The sequence below is a fragment of the Psychromarinibacter sp. S121 genome (assembly GCF_049801035.1).
Taxonomy (GTDB): Bacteria; Pseudomonadota; Alphaproteobacteria; order Rhodobacterales; family Rhodobacteraceae; genus Psychromarinibacter.
This window is the reverse complement of record NZ_JBNAGE010000001.1, coordinates 1,012,767-1,032,533: the sequence shown is the minus strand read 5'-3', so window position 1 is coordinate 1,032,533 and position 19,767 is coordinate 1,012,767. Positions and strand designations below refer to the sequence as shown.

Annotated in this window: 11 protein-coding genes; 4 read left to right on the top strand and 7 right to left on the bottom strand. The window is 66.9% G+C overall.

The genetic code is table 11. The features are described 5' to 3' along the window. Positions 1 to 86 precede the first annotated feature (86 nt). The gene (locus ACP156_RS04975; protein ID WP_425050200.1) at positions 87 to 2,450 is read right to left on the bottom strand and encodes a xanthine dehydrogenase family protein molybdopterin-binding subunit; all 2,364 of its coding nucleotides are present in this window, start codon (positions 2,448 to 2,450) and stop codon (positions 87 to 89) included. 152 nt (positions 2,451 to 2,602) lie between these two features. Beyond that, complete coding sequence (locus tag ACP156_RS04970; RefSeq protein ID WP_425050199.1) at positions 2,603 to 3,088, bottom strand: (2Fe-2S)-binding protein; 486 nt, start codon at positions 3,086 to 3,088, stop codon at positions 2,603 to 2,605. Positions 3,089 to 3,312: 224 nt separating this feature from the next. On the opposite strand from ACP156_RS04970, the gene ACP156_RS04965 reads away from it, so the two are divergent. From ACP156_RS04965 to ACP156_RS04955, 3 genes are all read left to right on the top strand, one after another. Continuing rightward, entirely contained in the window at positions 3,313 to 4,617 is a 1,305-nt protein-coding gene (locus ACP156_RS04965; RefSeq protein WP_425050198.1) for an MFS transporter, read from the top strand. A 127-nt stretch (positions 4,618 to 4,744) separates the two neighbouring features. Next, positions 4,745 to 6,553, top strand: a complete 1,809-nt coding sequence (locus ACP156_RS04960) for an autotransporter assembly complex protein TamA (RefSeq protein ID WP_425050197.1) — start codon at positions 4,745 to 4,747, stop codon at positions 6,551 to 6,553. Further along, on the top strand, positions 6,553 to 11,391 hold the full coding sequence (locus ACP156_RS04955; protein WP_425050196.1) for a translocation/assembly module TamB domain-containing protein: 4,839 nt from the start codon (positions 6,553 to 6,555) through the stop codon (positions 11,389 to 11,391). Before ACP156_RS04960 ends, ACP156_RS04955 begins: the two co-directional genes overlap by 1 nt. Before the next feature lie 167 nt (positions 11,392 to 11,558). On the opposite strand, the gene urtE is transcribed toward ACP156_RS04955, so the two are convergent. The 5 genes from urtE to urtA all read right to left on the bottom strand — a co-directional run bounded on the left by urtE (position 11,559) and on the right by urtA (position 17,737). Beyond that, positions 11,559 to 12,254 carry an urea ABC transporter ATP-binding subunit UrtE gene (urtE, locus tag ACP156_RS04950; protein WP_425050195.1) on the bottom strand — a complete coding sequence of 232 codons (696 nt, stop codon included), beginning with the start codon at positions 12,252 to 12,254 and terminating at the stop codon, positions 11,559 to 11,561. 61 nt (positions 12,255 to 12,315) lie between these two features. Next, on the bottom strand, positions 12,316 to 13,092 hold the full coding sequence (gene urtD, locus ACP156_RS04945) for an urea ABC transporter ATP-binding protein UrtD (RefSeq protein WP_425050194.1): 777 nt from the start codon (positions 13,090 to 13,092) through the stop codon (positions 12,316 to 12,318). Beyond that, positions 13,089 to 14,357, bottom strand: a complete 1,269-nt coding sequence (gene urtC / locus ACP156_RS04940; RefSeq protein WP_425050193.1) for an urea ABC transporter permease subunit UrtC — start codon at positions 14,355 to 14,357, stop codon at positions 13,089 to 13,091. The genes urtD and urtC overlap by 4 nt, the downstream gene beginning before the upstream one ends. A 3-nt stretch (positions 14,358 to 14,360) precedes the next feature. Beyond that, on the bottom strand, positions 14,361 to 16,349 hold the full coding sequence (gene urtB, locus ACP156_RS04935; protein ID WP_425050192.1) for an urea ABC transporter permease subunit UrtB: 1,989 nt from the start codon (positions 16,347 to 16,349) through the stop codon (positions 14,361 to 14,363). A 98-nt stretch (positions 16,350 to 16,447) separates the two neighbouring features. After that, on the bottom strand, positions 16,448 to 17,737 hold the full coding sequence (gene urtA, locus ACP156_RS04930) for an urea ABC transporter substrate-binding protein (RefSeq protein ID WP_425050191.1): 1,290 nt from the start codon (positions 17,735 to 17,737) through the stop codon (positions 16,448 to 16,450). A 453-nt stretch (positions 17,738 to 18,190) separates the two neighbouring features. On the opposite strand from urtA, the gene ACP156_RS04925 reads away from it, so the two are divergent. Continuing rightward, complete coding sequence (locus ACP156_RS04925) at positions 18,191 to 19,765, top strand: hypothetical protein (protein ID WP_425050190.1); 1,575 nt, start codon at positions 18,191 to 18,193, stop codon at positions 19,763 to 19,765. Positions 19,766 to 19,767 lie beyond the last annotated feature (2 nt).

Below are 19,767 nucleotides of genomic sequence, written 5' to 3'. Positions count from 1 at the left end.
ATTTCTCCTTGCGAAGACCCGCTGGTCTTCATCTTGGTCCAATTTCGCGCAACCGGCGGCGGCCACGTGGGACACCGCCGGAGGGGTCAGCCGTTCATCGCCGCCCAGACCCGAGCCGGCGACAGCGGCATGTCGATATGCTTCACATCCTTACCGTTTCTCTGAAGCGCGTCCACCACCGCATTGACCAGCGCAGGCGGAGACCCGATCGCCCCGGCCTCGCCGCAGCCCTTCACCCCAAGCGGGTTGTGGGTGCAGGGCGTCTGGCACGAATGATCGACCGAGAAATTCGGCAGGTCGGCCGCGCGCGGCATGGCGTAGTCCATGAAGGACGCGGACACCAACTGGCCGTTCTCGTCGTAGACGCAATTCTCCAGCAGCGCCTGCCCGATGCCCTGCGCAAGACCGCCGTGAACCTGACCTTCGACGATCATCGGGTTGACCACGTTGCCGAAATCGTCGGCAGCGGTGAAGCGCTCGACCGTCACCTTCCCGGTGTCCGGATCGACTTCGACCTCGCAGATGTAGGCGCCCGCCGGATAGGTGAAGTTGGCCGGGTCGTAGAACGCGGTTTCCTCCAGCCCCGGCTCGATCTCGTCCAGCGGATAGTTGTGCGGCACATAGGCGGCAAGGCAGACGTCGCCCCACGCCACCGACTTGTCGGTGCCCGCGACCGAGAACGCGCCGTCCTTCAGTTCGACGTCATCCGCCGAGGCTTCCATCAGGTGCGCCGCGATCTTCTTCGCCTTGGCGATGATCTTCTCGGTCGCCCGCACCATCGCGGACCCGCCCACCGCCAGCGAGCGCGAGCCGTAGGTGCCCATGCCCATCGGCGTGTTGGCGGTGTCGCCATGCACGATCTCGACCTGGCTTTCATCGATACCGATCATCTCGGCGATCACCTGCGGGAAGGCGGTCTCGTGCCCCTGCCCGTGGCTGTGGCTGCCGGTCATCACGACCAGACCGCCGGTGGCGTTGACCCGGACAGTGGCGGATTCGTACAGACCCGCCCGCGCGCCCAGCTGCCCCACCAAGGCCGACGGAGCGATGCCGCAGGCCTCGATATAGCAGTTCATGCCCAGCCCGCGCCACTTGCCGTTCTTCGCGCTCTCGGCGGCCCGTGCGTCGAAGCCCGACACGTCGGCCAGCTCCAAAGCCTTGTCCAGCGTCGCGTTGTAGTCGCCGGTGTCGTATTCCACCGCGACCGGCGTGGCATAGGGAAACTCGGTGACGAAGTTCTTCCGGCGCAGTTCGACCGGGTCGATCCCCATCTCGCGCGCCGCCTTGTCGATCACCCGCTCCAGCTGGAACGTCGCCTCGGGACGGCCCGCGCCGCGATAGGCGTCGACCGGCACCGTGTTGGTGAACACCGCTTTCACGTTCACGTAGATCAGCGGCGTCTTGTAGTTCCCCGCCATCAGCGTGCCATGCAGCCACGTCGGGACGCTGGTCGAGAAGGTCGACAGATACGCGCCCATGTTGGCGTGGGTGTCGGTGCGCAGCGCCAAGAAGTTGCCCTGCTCGTCCATCGCCAGTTCGATCTTGGTGACGTGGTCGCGGCCATGGGCGTCGGTCATGAAGGCCTCGGACCGGCTCGACGTCCATTTCACCGGGCGTTTCAACTGCTTGGCGGCGAAAGTGCAGAAGGCTTCCTCGGCATAGTGGAAGATCTTCGAGCCAAAGCCGCCGCCCACATCCGGCGCGACGACGCGCAGCTTGTGCTCGGGGATGCCCAGCACGAAGGCGCCCATCAGCAGGCGGATCACATGCGGGTTCTGGCTGGTGGTGTACAGCGTCGACTCGTCGCTGTGAGACGCATAGTCCCCTACCGCCACGCGCGGCTCCATCGGGTTCGCGACAAGGCGCTGGTTCACCAGTTCCAGCGTGGTGACGTGATGCGCGCCCTTGATCGCCTGATCCACCGCCTCGCGGTTTTCCTCGACGAAGCCCCAGTCGTAACACAGGTTCGAGGTCAGGTCGTCATGCACCTTGGGCGCGCCGTCGGCCAAAGCCGCCTTCATGTCGATGACGGCGGGCAACTCCTCGATATCGACCTCGATCAGTTCGGCCGCGTCCCGCGCCTGCGCATAGCTTTCGGCCACCACGGCGGCGATGGCGTCGCCCACGTGGCGCACCTTGCCCTGCGCCAGCACCGGGTGCGCCGGCTCTTGCATCGGGTTGCCGTGCCGGTCGGTCACCTGCCAGCCGCAGGGCAGTCCGCCGATGCCTTCGAAGTCCTTGCCGGTGAACACCCGCAGGACGCCCGGCGCCGCCTCGGCGGCCGAGGTGTCGACCTTCGTCAGCTTGCCATGCGCCACGTCCGAGCGCAGGAAGTGAACGTAGGCCTGTCCGTTGATGTTGATGTCGTCAGTGTAACGTCCCTTCCCGGTCAGGAACCGGACGTCCTCGCGCCGCTTGTTGGCGGCACCAATGCCATGATCCTTCGGCATCTTGATCTCCTCCCTGGGGTGCAAAGCGTCCGCAGACGCGCCGCGTTATGTGCCTTGGGTATGCTGCGGGCCCCGCCTCCTCTGCGTGGCCCCCGCGACGCCCGGCGGGCGGCGCGGAAGAGTGCGTGACAGCACCGTGTCGCGGTCGCCGCCTATTCGGCGGCGATGGCCGTCACGTCCTGCCCCGAGGCCGCCATGATCGCCTTGACGATGTTGTGGTAGCCCGTGCAGCGGCAGATGTTGCCCTCGAGATAGTCGCGGATCTCGGTCTCGGTCGGCTTGGGGTTTTCCTTCAGCAGCGCGGCGGCGGACATCACCATGCCGGGCGTGCAGAACCCGCACTGAAGCCCGTGATGATCCTGGAACGCCTGCTGGATCACACCCAGCGAGCCATCGGCATTCGCCATGCCTTCGATGGTCTGGACATCGGCGCCCTCGGCCTCGGCCGCGAACATGGTGCAGGCCTTCACGGCCTCGCCGTTGACGTGCACGACGCAGGCGCCGCACTGGGACGTATCGCAACCGACATGCGTTCCTGTCAGGCCCAGAGGCCCGCGCAGAAATTCGACGAGAAGCGTCCGGCCCTCGGCCTCGGCTGTCGTGGGCTTGCCGTTCACCGTCATGGAAACTGTCGGCATCTGGGTTCCTCCCTGGTAGCTTTCGACTGGCTTTTGCGGGCAGCTAACCATGGGATTTCGCTTTTGGAAACCGGGTATCTGCGGCAGGCCGCAAATTTCCGCGCGCGCCCAATGTCAGGGCAGACGACCGCCGCCGCCGATGGTAAGCGAGGGCAAGTCGACCGTGAAATGCCGGGACCGAGCCCCTATGCTGGGGCCCGCGTCCAGATACCGCCGGAGCCCCGATGCGCCAGTTCCTACCGATCTCCGCCCTTCTTCTGGGGTCCGCCTTCCTGCTGTTCGCCGGCGGGGTCAACGGGCTGATCCTGCCCGTGCGCGGCACGGCGGAAGGGTTCTCGAGCTTCTCGCTGGGTCTGCTCGGCACCGGCTGGGCGATCGGCTATGTCTCGGGCTGCCTTGCGACGCCGGGGCTGGTGTCCCGGGTGGGTCACATCCGGTCCTTCGGCGTGATGGCGGCGCTGGCGGCGATCTCGATTCTCGCCTCGCTGCTAATGCTGTCGCCCTGGGCCTGGGTGCCGCTTCGCGCGATCTCGGGCTTCTGCTTCGCGGGCGCCGCGATGATCGTGGAAAGCTGGCTGAGCGAGCGCGCCGCCCCCTCCGAGCGCGGCCGGGTGTTCGGCATCTACACGATGGTCAACCTGTTCTCGTCCACCGCCGGCCAGATGGTGCTGACGCTGGGCGACACGCGGGGGTTCTTCTTCTTCGTACTGGGCGCGATTTTCTACTGCATGGCGCTGGTGCCCACCGCGATCTCGTCCAGCGCCTCGCCCAAGCCGCTGGTCAACGTGAAGATCGACCTGCGCGGGCTGTGGCGCAATTCACCGGTGGCGCTGTTCGGCGTGTTCCTCGTCGGCATCTCCAACAGCGCCTTCGGCACGCTTAGCGCAGTCTATGCCGAGCGCGTGGGGCTGGGCCTGACCTCCATCGCCTTGTTCGCCTCGCTTCCCGTTCTCGCGGGCGCGGTTGCGCAGGTGCCGGTGGGCTACCTGTCGGACCGCACCGACCGGCGCTGGGTGCTGGTCGGGCTGGCGGTCGCCGCGGCGGGGACCGAGCTGGCCTTCATCCTGCTTCAGCCCGACAACCAGGCGATCAACCTCGCCCTGTCGGCGGCCTTCGGCGCGGCGATCTTCTCGATGTATCCGGTGATCCTTGCCCATGCGAACGACCACGCCGCAGAGGGCACCGCGATCCAGGTTTCGGGCGGTCTTCTGATGGTGTTCGGATTCGGGGGAATCGCCGGCCCGCTGGTTGCCGGCGTGGGAATGTCACAGATCGGACCTTCGGGATTGTTCGCCACTTCAATCGCGTCGCATATCGTCCTGATCCTGTTCGCAGTCTACCGGATTCGCACCCGCTCTGCCGTGCCGACCGAGGCGAAGCAGTCCTTCTCGGCGACGCCTATGGCGAAGAATGCAACCCCCGAGACGGCGGTGCTTGCCGCAAGCGACGCCGAAATTCGCGAAGAATTGAATGCCACTCCGGAACCCCCTGCGGACACTCAGGAAAACCTGCCCGAAAATCACGCGTGACTTCGGCCATACGCCGCCTATCTAGTCCGAAAAGCCGCCCCGCAGGCTATTTGTGGTAGATGACCGCTGGAATGGCGGATAGCCTCGGGGCACTCCGGATTTTGCGGAGATGTAAGGGGGCAGTAGCGTGACAACCGACGTCGTCGGGTATTTCGGAAAGCTTGCGGCGGCGACGCTGGCCGGGCTCTTCCTGACAACCAGTGCACAAGCCTTGGATCGCATCCGGATCCACGTGGAAGGCAACGACAAAGACCTTCAGGACGCGATCGTAAGCGCGTCCCTGGTGGTCGCCGCGAAGACCGAGGGACGGACCGAGGCCGACAACGTGTTCGCTTCGGCGCTGTCCGACTATGCCCGCCTTCTCGATGTACTGTACGCCGAAGGGTATTACGGCGGCGTCATCAACATTTACGTGGACGGGCGCGAGGCTGCGTCGACCCCCCTGCTGCGGGCGCCCGACCGGATCAACGAGGTCGCGATCAACGTGCGTCCGGGGCGGCCCTTCCGCTTTGGCGACGCCCGGATCGGCCCGCTTGCCCCCGGCACCGAGATCCCCGACGAATTCGCCCCCGGCGAGCCCGCGAAGGCCCCGGTGGTGCGCAGCGCCGTCGACGCCGCCTCGGACGGCTGGCGCGATGCGAGCTATGCCAAGGTCGAGGTCGCGGGCGAACGTGTCGTCGCGGATCACGACAACGCCACGCTGGACAGCGTCATCGCGCTGAACCCCGGCCCGCCGGTCAAGTTCGGGCGGCTGGTGATCCAAAGCGAAAGCCGCGTCCGGGCCGAGGCGATCCGCCGGATCGCCGGGCTGGATCGCGGCGATCCCTTTTCGCCCGAGGAGGCCAAGCGCGTCGCCGACCGCCTGCGCCGCGCCGGTGCGTGGAAGGCCGTGTCGCTTGAAGAGGCCGAGACGCTCAGCGCGGACGGCGAGATGGACATGCTGCTGACGCTGGACGACGCCAAGCGGCGGCGGATCGGCGTGGGCGCTGAGGTGTCCTCGCTCGACGGTGGCAAGGTCACGGCCTTCTGGCTGCACCGCAACATCTTCGGCGGCGCCGAGCGCCTGCGCTTTGACGCCGAGGTGGCGAACATCGGCAGCGGCACCAGCGGCACCGACTACACCCTTGGCGGCCGCCTGACCGTGCCCGCGCCCATCGGCCCCGAAACCACCGCCTTCACCTATGGCACGCTGGAACTGCTGGACGAGGCGGATTACGAATCCGATCAGGTCGAGATCGGCTTCGGCATCACCCGCCGCGTCGGCGGCAATTTCCAGCTCGACGCCTCTATCGCCTACTTCTACTCCGAGACGAAAGACGCGCTGGGAGAACGGAAATTCTCGCTTCTGAAGCTGCCCATCAGCGCCACCTACGACCGCCGCGACAATGCGCTGGATCCGCGGCAGGGCTTCTTCATCAACCTCGACATCACCCCCTTCGCCGGTCTGAACGACACCGAGAGCGGCGTGCGCACCTATGGCGACGCGCGCGGCTATTACGGTTTTGGCGATGAGAAACGCGTGGTGCTTGCGGGGCGGCTGCAATTCGGCTCCATCGCCGGGTCCAGCATCACCGGCACGCACCCCGACATGCTGTTCTACTCGGGCGGTTCGGGCACCGTGCGCGGCCATCCCTACCAGTCGCTGAACGTCGACATCGGCGGCGGCGACACGCTGGGCGGCCGCAGCTTCCTTGGCCTCTCGGCCGAGTTGCGGACCCATGTCACCGACACCATCGGCCTCGTCGCTTTCGCCGACGCCGGTTACATCGGCGCCGAGGAATTCTACGACGGCAGCGGCGAGTGGCATTCCGGCGCGGGGCTCGGTCTGCGCTACATGACGGGCATCGGGCCGATCCGGCTTGACGTGGCCTATCCCACCAGCGGCGACACCGGCGACGGTGTCCAGATCTACATCGGTATCGGGCAGGCATTCTAATGCGCCACATCCTGTTGATTCTCATGCTGGCCCTGCCGGGTCAGCTTCTTGCACAGGCCGGCCCGGACAGCGTCCCGGACGCTCCCGCCGAGGAAGAGGAACGCGACCGCGGCATCCTTCAGGCCTTCATCGAAGACAATCTGTCCGGCGCGGGCCGCGAAGTCCGGATCGAGGGCTTCCGGGGCGCGCTGTCGTCCAACGCGACGCTGGAAAGCCTGACCATCGCCGACGCGGACGGCGTCTGGCTGCGGCTGGAAGGCGCGGTGCTGAACTGGAACCGCGCCGCCATCCTGCGCGGCCGGGTCAACATCAACGAGCTTTCCGCCGAACGGCTGGTCATCGAACGGGTGCCCGACAGCGGCACCTCCGACGATCTTCCCTCGCCCGAGGCCACGCCTTTCGCCCTGCCGGAACTGCCCGTCTCCATCGACATCGCCACCCTTGCGATCGAGCGCGCCGAACTGGGCGCACCGCTTCTGGGCGAAGACGTCGCGATCACGCTGGACGGCAGCGCCAGCCTTGCCGGTGGCGAAGGCACGACCGACCTGCAGATCACCCGTCTCGACGGCCCCGAAGGGGACATCTCGATTGCCGGGTCCTACTCCAACGCGACCGGCGCGCTGAACCTCGACCTGTCGTTCCGCGAAGGTCCCGGCGGCATCGCGGCCAGCCTGATCGGCCTGCCGGGCGAACCCTCGGTCGACCTCACCGTGCAGGGCGACGGCTCGGCCGACGACTTCAACGCCGACATCCTGCTGCTGACCGACGGCGAGGAACGCCTGAGCGGCACCGCGACCCTTGGCGCGTTCGGCGCGGAGGACGGCGAAGGCGCCACCGACCGCCGCTTTGGCCTTGACCTTTCGGGCGATCTCGCGCCGCTGTTCCTGCCGGATTATCAGGACTTTCTCGGCAACAGCGTGGCCCTGACCGTCAACGGCACCCTGCTGGGCGAAGGCGGTCTCGACCTTGAACAACTGGACGTCGAAACGCAGTCGCTCGTGCTGAACGGCGCGGTGCAACTGGACAGCGACAGCTGGCCCGTCCGGATCGACATCACCGGCGCGATCACCCCGCCCGAGGGCGACGAGGTGCTGCTGCCCCTGACCGGCCCCGAGACATGGGTGCGCGACGTCGAACTCGCCATCGACTTCGACAGCACCGATGGCGACACGTGGACCGCCTCGCTGACCGCCGACGGCTTCCGCCGCGACGGGATCGAGATCGGCCGCGCCGCGCTGACCGGACAGGGCGGCATCGTCCGCGGTGAAGGCAACGCCATCGGCGAGGTAACCGGCCAGATGGCTTTGGACGTCGACGCCATCGCCCTGCCCGACCCCGCGTTGCAGGAAGCGGTCGGCGAGACCGTGACCGGCGCGCTTGGGTTCGACTTCGTCGAGGGTCAGACCCTGCGCTTCACCGGGCTGGACCTGACCGCGGGCGACACCGTGCTTAGCGGCGACGCCACGCTCGATCTGCCCGAAGAAGGGCTGGGGCTGGAAATCCTCGGCCGCGTCGGCCTGCGCGCCGGAGACCTGTCGCGCTTTGCCGCGCTGGCGGGGATCGACCTCAGCGGCTCGGCAGACCTGTCCGTCAGCGGCGAAATCGAGCCGCTCAGCGGCAGCTTCGACCTGACGCTGGGCGGCAGCACCGGCGATCTGGCCATCGGCAACGCCTTGGTCGACCCGCTGATCGGCGGCGACGGACAGTTGCAGGGCCAGATCACCCGCGACCAGGACGGCACCCGCCTGACCGACTTCGGCATCACCACGCCCGAGACCGAACTGACCGCCACCGCCGACCTCGCCACCGGCGACAGCCAGGCGCAGTTCGCCCTGAACCTGCGCGAAGCGGGCATCGTCGCCGAAGGGCTGGACGGCCCCGTCTCGCTGACCGGCACCGCGGTGCAGGTGGGCGAGGACTGGACGCTGACCACCAACCTCGAAGCGCCCGGCGGCGTGCGCGCCGACATCGACGCCAACATCTCGCTTCCCGACGGCGAACCCGGCCCGGTCAACGGCATCGCCGACATCGCCATCGCCGACCTGTCCGCCTATGCCGAGATCGCGGGCGCCGACCTGAACGGCGCCGCCAACGTCACGCTGGCGGGCCGCGGCGACCTTTCGGACATGAGCTTCGAGGCCAGCGTCAACGGCACCGCTTCGGACATCCGCATCGGCAGCGACGTGGCGGACACGCTGATGGCCGGCACCAGCACGCTGGCCATCGACCTGACCCGCGACGCCGACGGCACGATCAGCTTCCGCGACACCAGTTTCGAAAACGATCAGGTGACCGCCGACCTCGACGGCACCATCGACGGCCAGACCGGCGCCATCGATTTCGACGCGCGGCTGGTCGACGTGGCCCTGATCCTCGACAACCTGAGCGGCCCGGCGACGCTGGATGGCACCCTGACCCGCGACGGACAGGACTTCCGGCTCGACGGCGGCTTCTCGGCCCCCGGCGACACCGGCGGCGACATCACCGCCGAGGTCACGCTGGGCGACGACGGCCCCGGCCCGTTCCGCGCCAGCGGCGATGCCGAGATCGGCAGCCTCGCCCCCTTCGCCAGCCTCGCCAACATGGACCTGTCCGGCGGCCTGTCGCTGCGCTTCGGCGCCGAGGGCGATCTGTCGGACATGAGCCTTTCCGCGACGCTGAACGCGGAAGGCGACAACCTCGCCACCGGCATCACCGCCGTCGACCCGCTGATCGGCGGCGCAAGCGAGCTGGATGTGGCGGTGAACCGCGACGCGGCGGGCGTCCTGACCTTCGACCGCGCCCGGTTCGAAAGCGATCAGCTGATGGCCATGGTCGAGGGCTCGGTCGCCCCCACCACCGCCGACGTCCGGTTCGACGTGCAACTGGCCAGCGCCGGCGCAGTGGCGCAGGGCCTGACCGGCGCCATCGGGCTCAGCGGCCAACTGACCCGCGACGGCGACGACGTGAACCTTGACGCCGACCTGACCGGTCCCGGCGAGACCGAGGGCGACATCCTCGCGGCGCTGACGCTGGTCGACGGCCAGCCCGGACCGTTCAGCGCCGACGTGAACGCCGACATCGCCTCGCTCGCGCCCTTCGGCGCCATCGCCAACCTCAACCTCGGCGGCGCGCTGACGCTGGACGCCAGCGCCGACGGCGACCTGACAGACCTGACCTTCGATGCGGACGTCTCCGCCACCGGCACCGGCCTGCGCTCGGGCATCTCGGCGGCGGATCCGCTGCTGGCCGGCACCAGCCTGCTGAACCTCGCGGTCGCCCGCGATGCCGAGGGCGTGCTGACCATCGAACGCGCCACCTTCGAGAACCCGCAGCTAAGCGCCGAGGTCTCGGGAGAGGGCAGCCCCGACGGCGGTTCGGGTCGCTACGACCTGCGGCTTGCCAATGTCGGCCTGCTGGCGCCCGGCATCAACGGCCCCGCCACCGCGACCGGCACCCTGTCCTCGTCGGGCAACGGCTGGCAGATCGACACGTCGCTGACCGGTCCGGGCGGCATGTCCGCCACCACCGCGGGCAGCTTCGCGCAGGACTTCTCGACCGCGAACCTGTCGATCAACGGCAACGCGCCCCTGGAACTCGCCAACGGCTTCATCGCGCCCCGGCTGGTCGACGGCCTGGCCCGGTTCAACCTGAACCTGAACGGCCCGCTGGCTCTGAACTCGCTGTCGGGCACCGTCAGCGCCAACGGAGCGGGCGTCACCCTGCCCTCGCTGCGCATCCGCCTCACACCGCTGAACGTGACCGCACAGCTTGGCGGCGGCAGCGTCAACGTCACCGCCGACACCGGCGTGTCGAACGGCGGGCGGATCACCGCATCGGGACCGATCAGCCTGAGCGCCCCCTTCAACGCCAATCTCGCGATCTCGCTGCAACGCGTCGTGGTGGCAGAACCGGGCTTCTATGAAACGACCGTCTCGGGCAACGTCGGCATCGACGGCGGCCTGACCGGCGGCGCGAACATCTCGGGCGACATGACGCTGGACGCGGTCGAGGTGCGCATCCCGAACACCGGCGGACTGTCCTCGGGCAGCCTGCCCAGCCTCGTCCACATCAACGAGCCCGCCGACGTGCGCCGCACCCGCGACCGCGCCGGCCTGCTGCGCGACATGGGTGACAGCAGCGGCGGCGGCGCGTCCGGCCCCGGCTATGGGCTGAACATCGTGATCCGCGCGCCGCAGCAGATCTTCATCCGCGGCCGCGGCCTCGACGCCGAGATGGGCGGCCAGCTGAGACTGGGCGGCACCACCAACAGCATCTTCACCGAAGGGTCGTTCGAGCTGATCCGCGGCCGGCTCGACATCCTTGGCGAACGGCTCAGCCTGACCGAAGGCAGCCTGCAATTGCAGGGCAACTTCGACCCCTACGTCCGGCTCGTCGCGGCGACCACCTCGGGCGATATCACCGTTCAGATCGTGATCGAGGGCTTCGCCTCGAACCCCGACCTCGTGGTCACCTCGCAACCCGAACTCCCCGAGGAAGAGGTGCTCGCACGCCTTCTGTTCGAGCGCGGGATCGAGGAAATCTCGGCGCTGCAGGCGGTCCAGCTTGCGCTCGCGGTCCGCACGCTGGCGGGCGGCGGTGGCGAGGGCATCGTCGGACGCCTGCGCACCAACGTGGGTCTCGACGACCTCGACGTCACCACCGGCGCCGACGGCACCGCCGAAGTCACGGCGGGCAAATACCTGAGCGACCGCCTTTATTCCGACGTGACGGTGGATTCCTCCGGCGAGACCGAGGTGGAACTGAACCTGCAGATCACCCCCTCGGTCACCGCCCGCGGCCGCGTGACCTCGGACGGCGACACCGGGATCGGCATCTACTTCGAGCGGGATTACTAGGGGCCACCCGGGCAAGGGGGCTTTGGCCCCCGGCCCTGCGGGCCTCCCCCCAGGATATTTCCGGACCAAAGAAGCCAGGGTCGCGCGCCCTGGCTTCTTCTCTTTCCAAATACCTCGGGGGAGCCGCCGTCAGGCGGCGGGGGCAGCGCCCCCTTTGCGCCGTCCGTTCAGACCGAGACGGCGGCGAGCAGCTTGTCGCGTTCCAGCTCGGACTTCGCGCCCGACATGGTGACCGAGCCGCGCTCGAGCACGTAGAACGTATCGGCAAGGTCGTAGGCGAAGGCGAAATACTGTTCGACAAGGATGATCGCCATGTCGCCCCGGTCGCGCAGGTATTCGATCACCCGGCCGATCTGCTGGATGATGTTGGGCTGGATGCCCTCGGTCGGCTCGTCCAGGAGCAGGACCTTGGGCTTGGTGATCATCGCGCGGGCGATGGCAAGCTGCTGCTGCTGGCCGCCCGACAGGTCGCCGCCACGGCGGTTCATGAATTCCTTCAGGATCGGGAACAACTCGAAGATCTCGTCGGGGATATGGTGCTCGGACTTGGGCAGGCAGGCGTAAGCCGTCTCCATGTTCTCGCGCACCGTCATCAGCGGGAAGATGTCGCGCCCCTGCGGCACGTAGCCGATGCCCTTCTGCGCCAGCATATGCGCCGGGATGCGGCCGATGTCCTCGCCATCCAGCGTATAGCTGCCGGCGGTGCGTTGGTGGGTGCCCGACAGCGCCTTCAGAAGCGAGGTCTTGCCGACCCCGTTCGTTCCCATCACGCAAGTCACCTTGCCCGCCTGCGCCGACAGGTCGATGCCGTACAGGATCTGGCTGCCGCCGTAGTGAAGCGTGAGATCGCGGGTGTCTAGCATGTCGGGGTCTCTCTGTTTCCGCGCGGCGGGGGCGGCAAGGTCAGGGGGCCGGTCATCCGTGTCACCGCCCCAGATACACTTCGATGACCTGCTCGTTCTTCGTTACGTGGTCCAGCGAGCCTTCGGCCAGCACCGAGCCTTCGTGCAGAACGGTCACCTTGCAGTCCAGCCGCCGCACGAATTCCATGTCGTGCTCGACCACCACCACGGCGCGGGTCTTCGCCGCTTCCTTCAGGATGTCGGTCGTGTGCTCGCGCTCGGCCGGGGTCATGCCTGCGGCGGGTTCGTCGACCAGCAGAAGCTGGGGCTCCTGCGCCAGCAGCATGCCGATCTCCAGCCATTGCTTCTGGCCGTGCGACAGCTCGCCCGACTTGCGGGCAAGCTGGGTTTCCAGCCCGATCTCTTCGGCCAGCGCCACCACCCGCGCCCGGTCCTCGTCGGACGGCTTGTAGAACAGCACCGTCCACGCGCTGCGCCCGTTGCGCAGGGCCATCAGCAGGTTGTCGAACACCGACTGGTCCTCGAACACCGTAGGCCGCTGGAATTTGCGCCCGACCCCGGCCTGCGCGATCTTGGCTTCGTTCATCCGCAGCAGCGAGACGCTGCGGTCGCCCCAGATGACCTTGCCCTCGTCCGGGCGGGTCTTGCCGGTGACGATATCCATGAAGGTGGTCTTGCCCGCCCCGTTCGGTCCGATGACCGCGCGCAGCTCGGCCTTGCCGATCGAGAAGGACAGGTTGTTGATCGCCTTGAACCCGTCGAACGAGACCGACACGCCGGAGACTTCCAGCAGACGGTCGTTGCGCGGGGCGGCGGCGGTGGCGGCGGCAGCGTTCATTCTTCGGCCTCCTTCTCACGCAGGGCGCCCTGATCGGGGCCAAGGTCGGCGCCGTGGCGGTCGGGCGAGCGGCGGTCGGTGATCAGGTCGAACAGCCCGCCGATGCCTTTCGGGAAGAACAGCGTGACCAGCACGAAGGTCAGGCCCAGCAGGATCAGCCACCAGTCGACCCAGTTGATCGTGTAGAAGCCGAGGTTGATCGAGGGCGCCTGCCCGCCGGTGAAATAGGTCGACACCAGCGACACGAAGGCCGCGCCGATCACCGCGCCGTACAGCCGTCCACGACCGCCGATCGCCACCCAGACCGCAAGGTAGATCGACGCGATGGGCGCGATCTCGGCCGGGTTGATGATGCCCGCCTGCGGGTAGTACAGCGCCCCGGCGATGCCCGCGATCACGGCGGTGAAGGTGAAGACGAACAGCTTGTAGCCCTCGACCGAATAGCCGAGGAACCGCACCCGCGCCTCGTCGTCCCGGATGCCGCGGATCACCGAGCCGAACTTGCCCGACACCACCCATGCGCACAGCAGGTAGCCCGCGCCAAGCGCGAAGGCCGAGGCCCACAGGAACCACATCGACACGATGTCCTGACTGGCGGTGACACCGGGCAGGTTCTGCAGCCCCGAGAGGCCGTTGTTGCCGCGCAGGCCGCTGTCGTTCTGGAACAGGTACAGCGACAGCGCCAGCGTCATCGCCTGCGTCAGGATCGACAGGTACACGCCCGTCACCCGGCTGCGGAAGGCGAGCCAGCCGAACACCAGCGCCAGAAGCCCCGGCACCAGCACCACCGCCAGCAACTGCAGCGGCAGCGAGTGGGCAAAGGCCCAGATCGGCGGAAACTCGGACGCCCCAACCACGCCGAAAATCTGCGTGGCGATGCCGCTGGAGATTTCTTCGGGCGTCGGCGGCAGGGCGGCGTTGGACATCGATTCCGCCACGATCAGCCGGGTGCGCTCGTACATCAGCCACATGCCGATGGCATAGCCGCCAAGACCGAAGAAGGCGAAATGGCCCAGCGACAGGATGCCGGTATAGCCCCAGACCACGTCCATCGCGACGGCGATCAGGCACAGGCACAGCGTCTTGCCCAGCGTCTTGATGAACGAGGTCGAGATCACGCCGATGCCGAAGCCCTCGGACAGGATCGTGACGCCCACGGTGAAGATCGCAAGGCAGGCGAGGAACACCAGCACCGACGGGTTGCGCATCACGAAGGGCTTGCGGCGGCCCGAGCCGAAGGCGGGGTTTGTTGTCGTGGCGGTCATCGGTCAGGCCTCCGCCGCGCGGCCCTTGAGGGCGATAAGCCCCCGTGGCCGGAACTGGATGAAGATGATGATGAAGATGATCATGTAGGTCTGCGCCGCCAGCGTGTTGGACGGGTTGAACCACTCGATGAACTTCTGAAGGAAGCCGATCAGCGTCGCACCCAGCAGCGTGCCCCAGATGTTGCCGACGCCGCCGACGACGACCGTCATGAACGACTGCACGATATAGCCCTGCCCCAGCTCGGACGTGACCTGCGCATACAGCCCGATGGCCACCCCCGCGATCCCGGCGATGCCAGAGCCAAGCCCGAAGGTCAGCATGTTGATCTTGTCGGGATTGATCCCCATCGACGCCGCCATCCGCGGGTTCTGGGTCACCGCGCGGACTTCCAGCCCGACGCGGGTCCTGTTCATGATGAACAGGAAGACGCCAAGGAAGATCAGCGCCAGCACGAAGATCGCGACCCGGATATAGCTGATCGAGACCACGTCGTTGAACACCAGCGCGCCGCCCAGCCAGTCGGGCGAGGTCAGCGGACGCGCCTGCGTGCCGAAGATGTTCTTGGCCAGCTGCTGCAGCGCGATCGAGATGCCGAACGTCGCCAGCAGGGTTTCCAGCGGGCGGTGATACAGCCAGCGGATCACCAGCCGCTCCATCGCCACGCCCGCGGCGAAGGTCACCACGAAGGCCAGCGGGATCGCGACGGCGATGGACGCGGTGTAGTTCGGGATGATCTGCTGCACCACGTAGCCGGTGTAGGCGCCCATCATGATGAACTCGCCATGCGCCATGTTGATCACCCGCATCACGCCGAAGGTGATCGCAAGGCCGATGGCCGCAAGGAAATAGATCGAGGCCAGCGACAGCGCGTCCAGCGTCAGGTCAAGGAACTGGTTCACCGCGACCTTGGTATCGATCGACCGAAGCGCGCCCAGCGCGGCGGCCACGACCTCGGGCGAGGTGGCGGTGTAGACCTCGTAAAAGGCGTAGCCGTCGATGATCTCGTCGATTTCATCCTCGGTCGCGGCGGCCTCGACCGCGCCCTGCCGGACCAGTTCCGCATAGGCCAGGTCGCGGGCGTCGTCGGTGTTCAGGTCGGCGACCTGAATGCCCGCCACCTGCCCGTCGATGATGTTCGCCACCAGGGCCGCCTTCTGGTCGTCACCGCTGATCAGCGGTGGGGCCAGTTCCTCGCGGACCAGCAGGGTATAGGCGTCGGCCTTGCTCAGCGCCTCCGAGCCGGGGCGCAGCACGCGGGCGACGTCTTCGCCTTCGGGCGCCTCGCCCTCGGCAACGCGCAGTTCGGTCTGCACCAGCGGATTGAGCGTCGCGCGAAGGTCGACGCCAAGATCGCCCGAGAAGCTTTCGATGGCCTCGATCCGCTCGGCATCGTCCTCGCCGAACCGGATGGTCAGCAGCCGCTCCAGCCGCGCCATGCGGGCGGCGATGGCGGGGTTCGTTTCCTCGGCGATGACCGAGCGCAGCGTGGCAAGGTGCGAGTCCTGAGCGTCGCGCTCGATGGCGGTCAGGGCGCGGTTGCGCACCCGGTCGTTGGGGTCGGTCAGCTGGAAGCGCACAAGCGCCGCGCCCATCATGGCGCGGATGCCGCTGTTGGGCTTCAGCTGGTCCATGTCGTCTTCAAGGACGGTGCCCACCTCTTCCCCGGTCGCGATGTCGAACAGGGTCAGCAGGTCCTCGCCGTTCGCGTCCTCGCCGGCTTCCTCGGTGAAGAAGAACAGCCCGTCATCGGTGCGCTGCCACATCTCGCGGGCCTGCCAGCGTTCCAGCACATCCTGCGCGGCAGGCAGGCCGCTGGCGGCGATGGCATCGATGGCCGGGCCGATGGTGCGGCGCGAGCTTTTCTCGATGATTTCGCGATGTTCCTGAAGGAGGGCCTGTATCTCGCTGAGGTCGTCGGTGTCCTGCGCCATCGCGGCGGCGGGAAGCAGGGCGAACAGACAAGCGGCAAGAAGTCGAAGGAGACGGGTCATGCGCGGTCCCGGACATTGTGCAGCATCGCGATGCCGCGGACTTCTGGATATGCAGGCGGGGAACCGGAACCGGCCCCCCGCCCGATGGTCAGGTCAGATCAGTAGTTGGATTCGATCTGCACGCAGGTCTCGGTCTCGGTGTTGTACATGCCGCACTCGAGATCCTTCCAGTCCGACACGAGGACGGCGGATTCCGGCAGGAAGTCGGTCCATGCGTCGCCCGGAACCGGATCGGTTTCCGAGATGATGTCGAACTGGCCGTCGGCCAGGATCTCGCCGATCAGGACCGGCTTGGACAGGTGGTGGTTCACGCCCATCACGGCGGTGCCGCCGGTCAGGTTCGGGAACTCCTGGCCCCACATGTTTTCGCGCACGGCGTCGACCTCGGTGGTGCCGGCGGCTTCGACCGCGTTCACCCACATGTTGAAGCCGATGTAGTGGGCTTCCATCGGGTCGTTGGTCACGCGGCTGTCATCGCCGATGAACTCGTGCCACGCGGCGATGAACTCTTCGTTCGCGTCGGTGTCGGCGGACATGAAGTAGTTCCACGCAGCCAGGTGGCCGACGAGGTTCGAGGTGTCGAGACCCGACAGTTCCTCTTCACCCACCGAGAAGGCCACAACGGGGATGTCGGCGGCGTCGATGCCGGCAGCCGCGAGTTCCTTGTAGAAGCCGACGTTGGCGTCGCCGTTGATGGTCGAGATCACGCCGACCTGGCTGCCGTCAGCGGCCAGTTCCTTGACGTCGGCGACGATGGTCGCCCAGTCCGAGTGGCCGAAGGGGGTGTAGTTGACGAAGATGTCTTCGGCGGCGATGCCCTTGTCCTGCAGGTAGGACTCGAGAATGTTGTTCGTGGTGCGCGGGTAGACATAGTCGGTGCCCAGCAGCGCGAATTTCTCGACGCCCAGTTCTTCCAGGAAGTAGTCAACCGCCGGGATCGCCTGCTGGTTGGGAGCAGCGCCGGTGTAGAACACGTTCTTGGACGACTCTTCACCTTCGTACTGCACCGGGTAGAACAGCAGGCCGTTCAGCTCTTCGATCACCGGCAGAACCGACTTCCGCGACACCGAGGTCCAGTTGCCGAACATCACGTCGACTTCGTGGACGGTCAGCAGTTCGCGCGCTTTTTCAGCGAACAGCGGCCAGTCCGAGGCCGGGTCGACGACGACGGCTTCCAGTTCGCAGCCCAGCACGCCACCCTTGGCGTTCTGCTGCTCGACCAGCATCAGCATGGTGTCTTTCAGCGTGGTCTCGGAGATCGCCATCGTACCCGACAGCGAGTGCAGCACGCCGACCTTGATCGGGCAGGCCACGTCCTGGGCGGACGCGTGGCTGGCGAAAGCGGCAGCGGCGGTCGCGCCGAGCAGAGCCTTGGTGAATTTAGACATTAATCCATCCCTTCGGAATTTGGCGTGAAGATCGATGCTGGCAGACCGGAGCGGAACCTCTCCCGTAACGCTGTGTGCTGCCGGCTGTCCCCCCGCCTATCTTGTTGCACCCGTGCCGGGCATCGCGGACAGCCATGAACGCGGCGCCGGCACTTTCGAGAGGTCCGAATGGATTCGGAACTCCCGAGCGAGTTGATACGGTGAGGGTGCAGCGCGACGCAGCGTCTCGGGTTGAAATGGGGTCAAACCGGCCCACGCAGCCGCCCCGTATGCCCATAATTTGAGCGAGAAGCATCGCCCTGTTTATCTTGCAGGCAGTTCGTTATGCGCACATCGCATGCCGCGTCCCGATCCGCGCCGACCGACCGCCCGCATGCGCGCGGCCCGGTGCGTGATCTTCCTTAACGGCAGTCGGGATTTGCAACGAGGCCGTCCGCACTACATGCTTCGCTCATGTACGCTTCTCACGGTTTCCTGCGCTCCGACATCGGGGACGTCGATGTCGTCTATCATGACGGCGAATATCACCTGTTCCACCTCGTCCTGCCGAACCACGATTTCATCGCCCATGCGGTCAGCCGCGACGGGATGACGTGGCGCCGGGTCCAGAACGCGCTGTTCGTTGACGATCCCGGCGCGTGGGACGACGACATGCTATGGACGATGCATGTCTCGGCGGACCCGGACGTGCCGGGCCGCTGGCGCATGTTCTACACCGGCCTCAGCCGCCACGAATACGGCCGGGTGCAGCGCGTCGGGCTGGCGGTGTCGGACGATCTTTACACGTGGACCCGGTCCGAGGACCCCGCCTACCCGCTCGAAGTCTCGGGCCAGTGGTACGAATGCAGCTCGGACGAGGGCCGCAACTGGGTCTCGTTCCGCGATCCGTTCTTCTACCACGACCCCGACACCGGCGACCGCCTGCTGCTGGCGGCGGCGCGGGTGAACGAGGGCCCGGTGATCCGGCGCGGCTGCGTCAGCGTCACCCGCGAGACCGCCGCCGACCAGTGGCAGTTCGAGCCGCCGCTGTACCGCCCCGGCCTGTACGACGATGTCGAGGTGCCGAACCTGTTCAAGCTGGACGACAAGGTCTACCTGATCGGGTCGATCCGCGAGGACGTGAAGATCCATTACTGGTACGCCGACGACATCGGCGGGCCGTTCATGAACTTCGCCGACAACGTGCTGCTGCCCAAGGGCAACTACGCCGCGCGGGTCTGCAAGGCAGGCGACCGATACCTGCTGTTCAACTTCTTCCAGCGCAAGGAAGTCATCTATGGCCGCGAGGTGATCGCCCGGATGCTGCCGCCGCCGAAGGAACTGATCACCGACCGGCGCGGACGGCTGATGCTGAAATCCTTCTCGGGCTTCGACGCGCTGGCGGGCCGCGCGGTGCAGGTCACCCGCAGCACCGAGATGACCCAGCTTTACGGCAACCCCAATGCCACTCTGACCTGCGGCGAGGACGCGGTCACCATGTCCTGCCCCTCGGGCTTCGAGGCGTTCCTGCTGCCCGGTCAGCACGAGGACTTCCGCCTGCGCGCCCGGATCTCGTTGGACGGGCAAGGCAAATGCGGGCTTGTGCTGCGGGTCAACGAGGACGGCGACGGCTATTACCTCGCGCTCGACCTGTGGAAGGGCTACGCCCAGCTGCGCCGCTGGGGCGCCAACCCCCGGCCCGAGTTCGAACACGCCTTCCGGTACGAGACGCTTCAGGCCGGCAACTTCGTCCCGCTGTTCCAAGCCACCGATATAGACGTCGAGGTCGTCACGCACGGCTCTTACATCGAGTTCTCGCTGAACGGTCAGGTGACGCTGTGCGTGGTCGATGACGGCTATTGCGACGGACACGTGGGCTTTTACGCAGAAAGCGCAACGGTCCGGGCCGAGGACATTTTCATCGAGAAGCTCGACCGCCGTCTGGCCGAGGAAGAGCCGGTCTATACCGCCACGCGCCACAACCCTCCGGACCCGCAGTTCCACCTCGTCGACGTGCAACCGCAACTGGAGCCTCCATCGGACACGTGACC

Excerpts from the sequence above, each read along its gene's own strand:
- urtA (WP_425050191.1), bottom strand. The coding sequence starts at position 17,737 with ATGTCTAAATTCACCAAGGCTCTGCTCGGCGCGACCGCCGCTGCCGCT.
- ACP156_RS04970 (WP_425050199.1), bottom strand. The coding sequence starts at position 3,088 with ATGCCGACAGTTTCCATGACGGTGAACGGCAAGCCCACGACAGCCGAG.
- urtC (WP_425050193.1), bottom strand. The coding sequence starts at position 14,357 with ATGACCGCCACGACAACAAACCCCGCCTTCGGCTCGGGCCGCCGCAAG.
- urtD (WP_425050194.1), bottom strand. The coding sequence starts at position 13,092 with ATGAACGCTGCCGCCGCCACCGCCGCCGCCCCGCGCAACGACCGTCTG.
- ACP156_RS04955 (WP_425050196.1), top strand. The coding sequence starts at position 6,553 with ATGCGCCACATCCTGTTGATTCTCATGCTGGCCCTGCCGGGTCAGCTT.
- urtB (WP_425050192.1), bottom strand. The coding sequence starts at position 16,349 with ATGACCCGTCTCCTTCGACTTCTTGCCGCTTGTCTGTTCGCCCTGCTT.
- ACP156_RS04975 (WP_425050200.1), bottom strand. The coding sequence starts at position 2,450 with ATGCCGAAGGATCATGGCATTGGTGCCGCCAACAAGCGGCGCGAGGAC.
- ACP156_RS04965 (WP_425050198.1), top strand. The coding sequence starts at position 3,313 with ATGCGCCAGTTCCTACCGATCTCCGCCCTTCTTCTGGGGTCCGCCTTC.
- urtE (WP_425050195.1), bottom strand. The coding sequence starts at position 12,254 with ATGCTAGACACCCGCGATCTCACGCTTCACTACGGCGGCAGCCAGATC.
- ACP156_RS04925 (WP_425050190.1), top strand. The coding sequence starts at position 18,191 with ATGTACGCTTCTCACGGTTTCCTGCGCTCCGACATCGGGGACGTCGAT.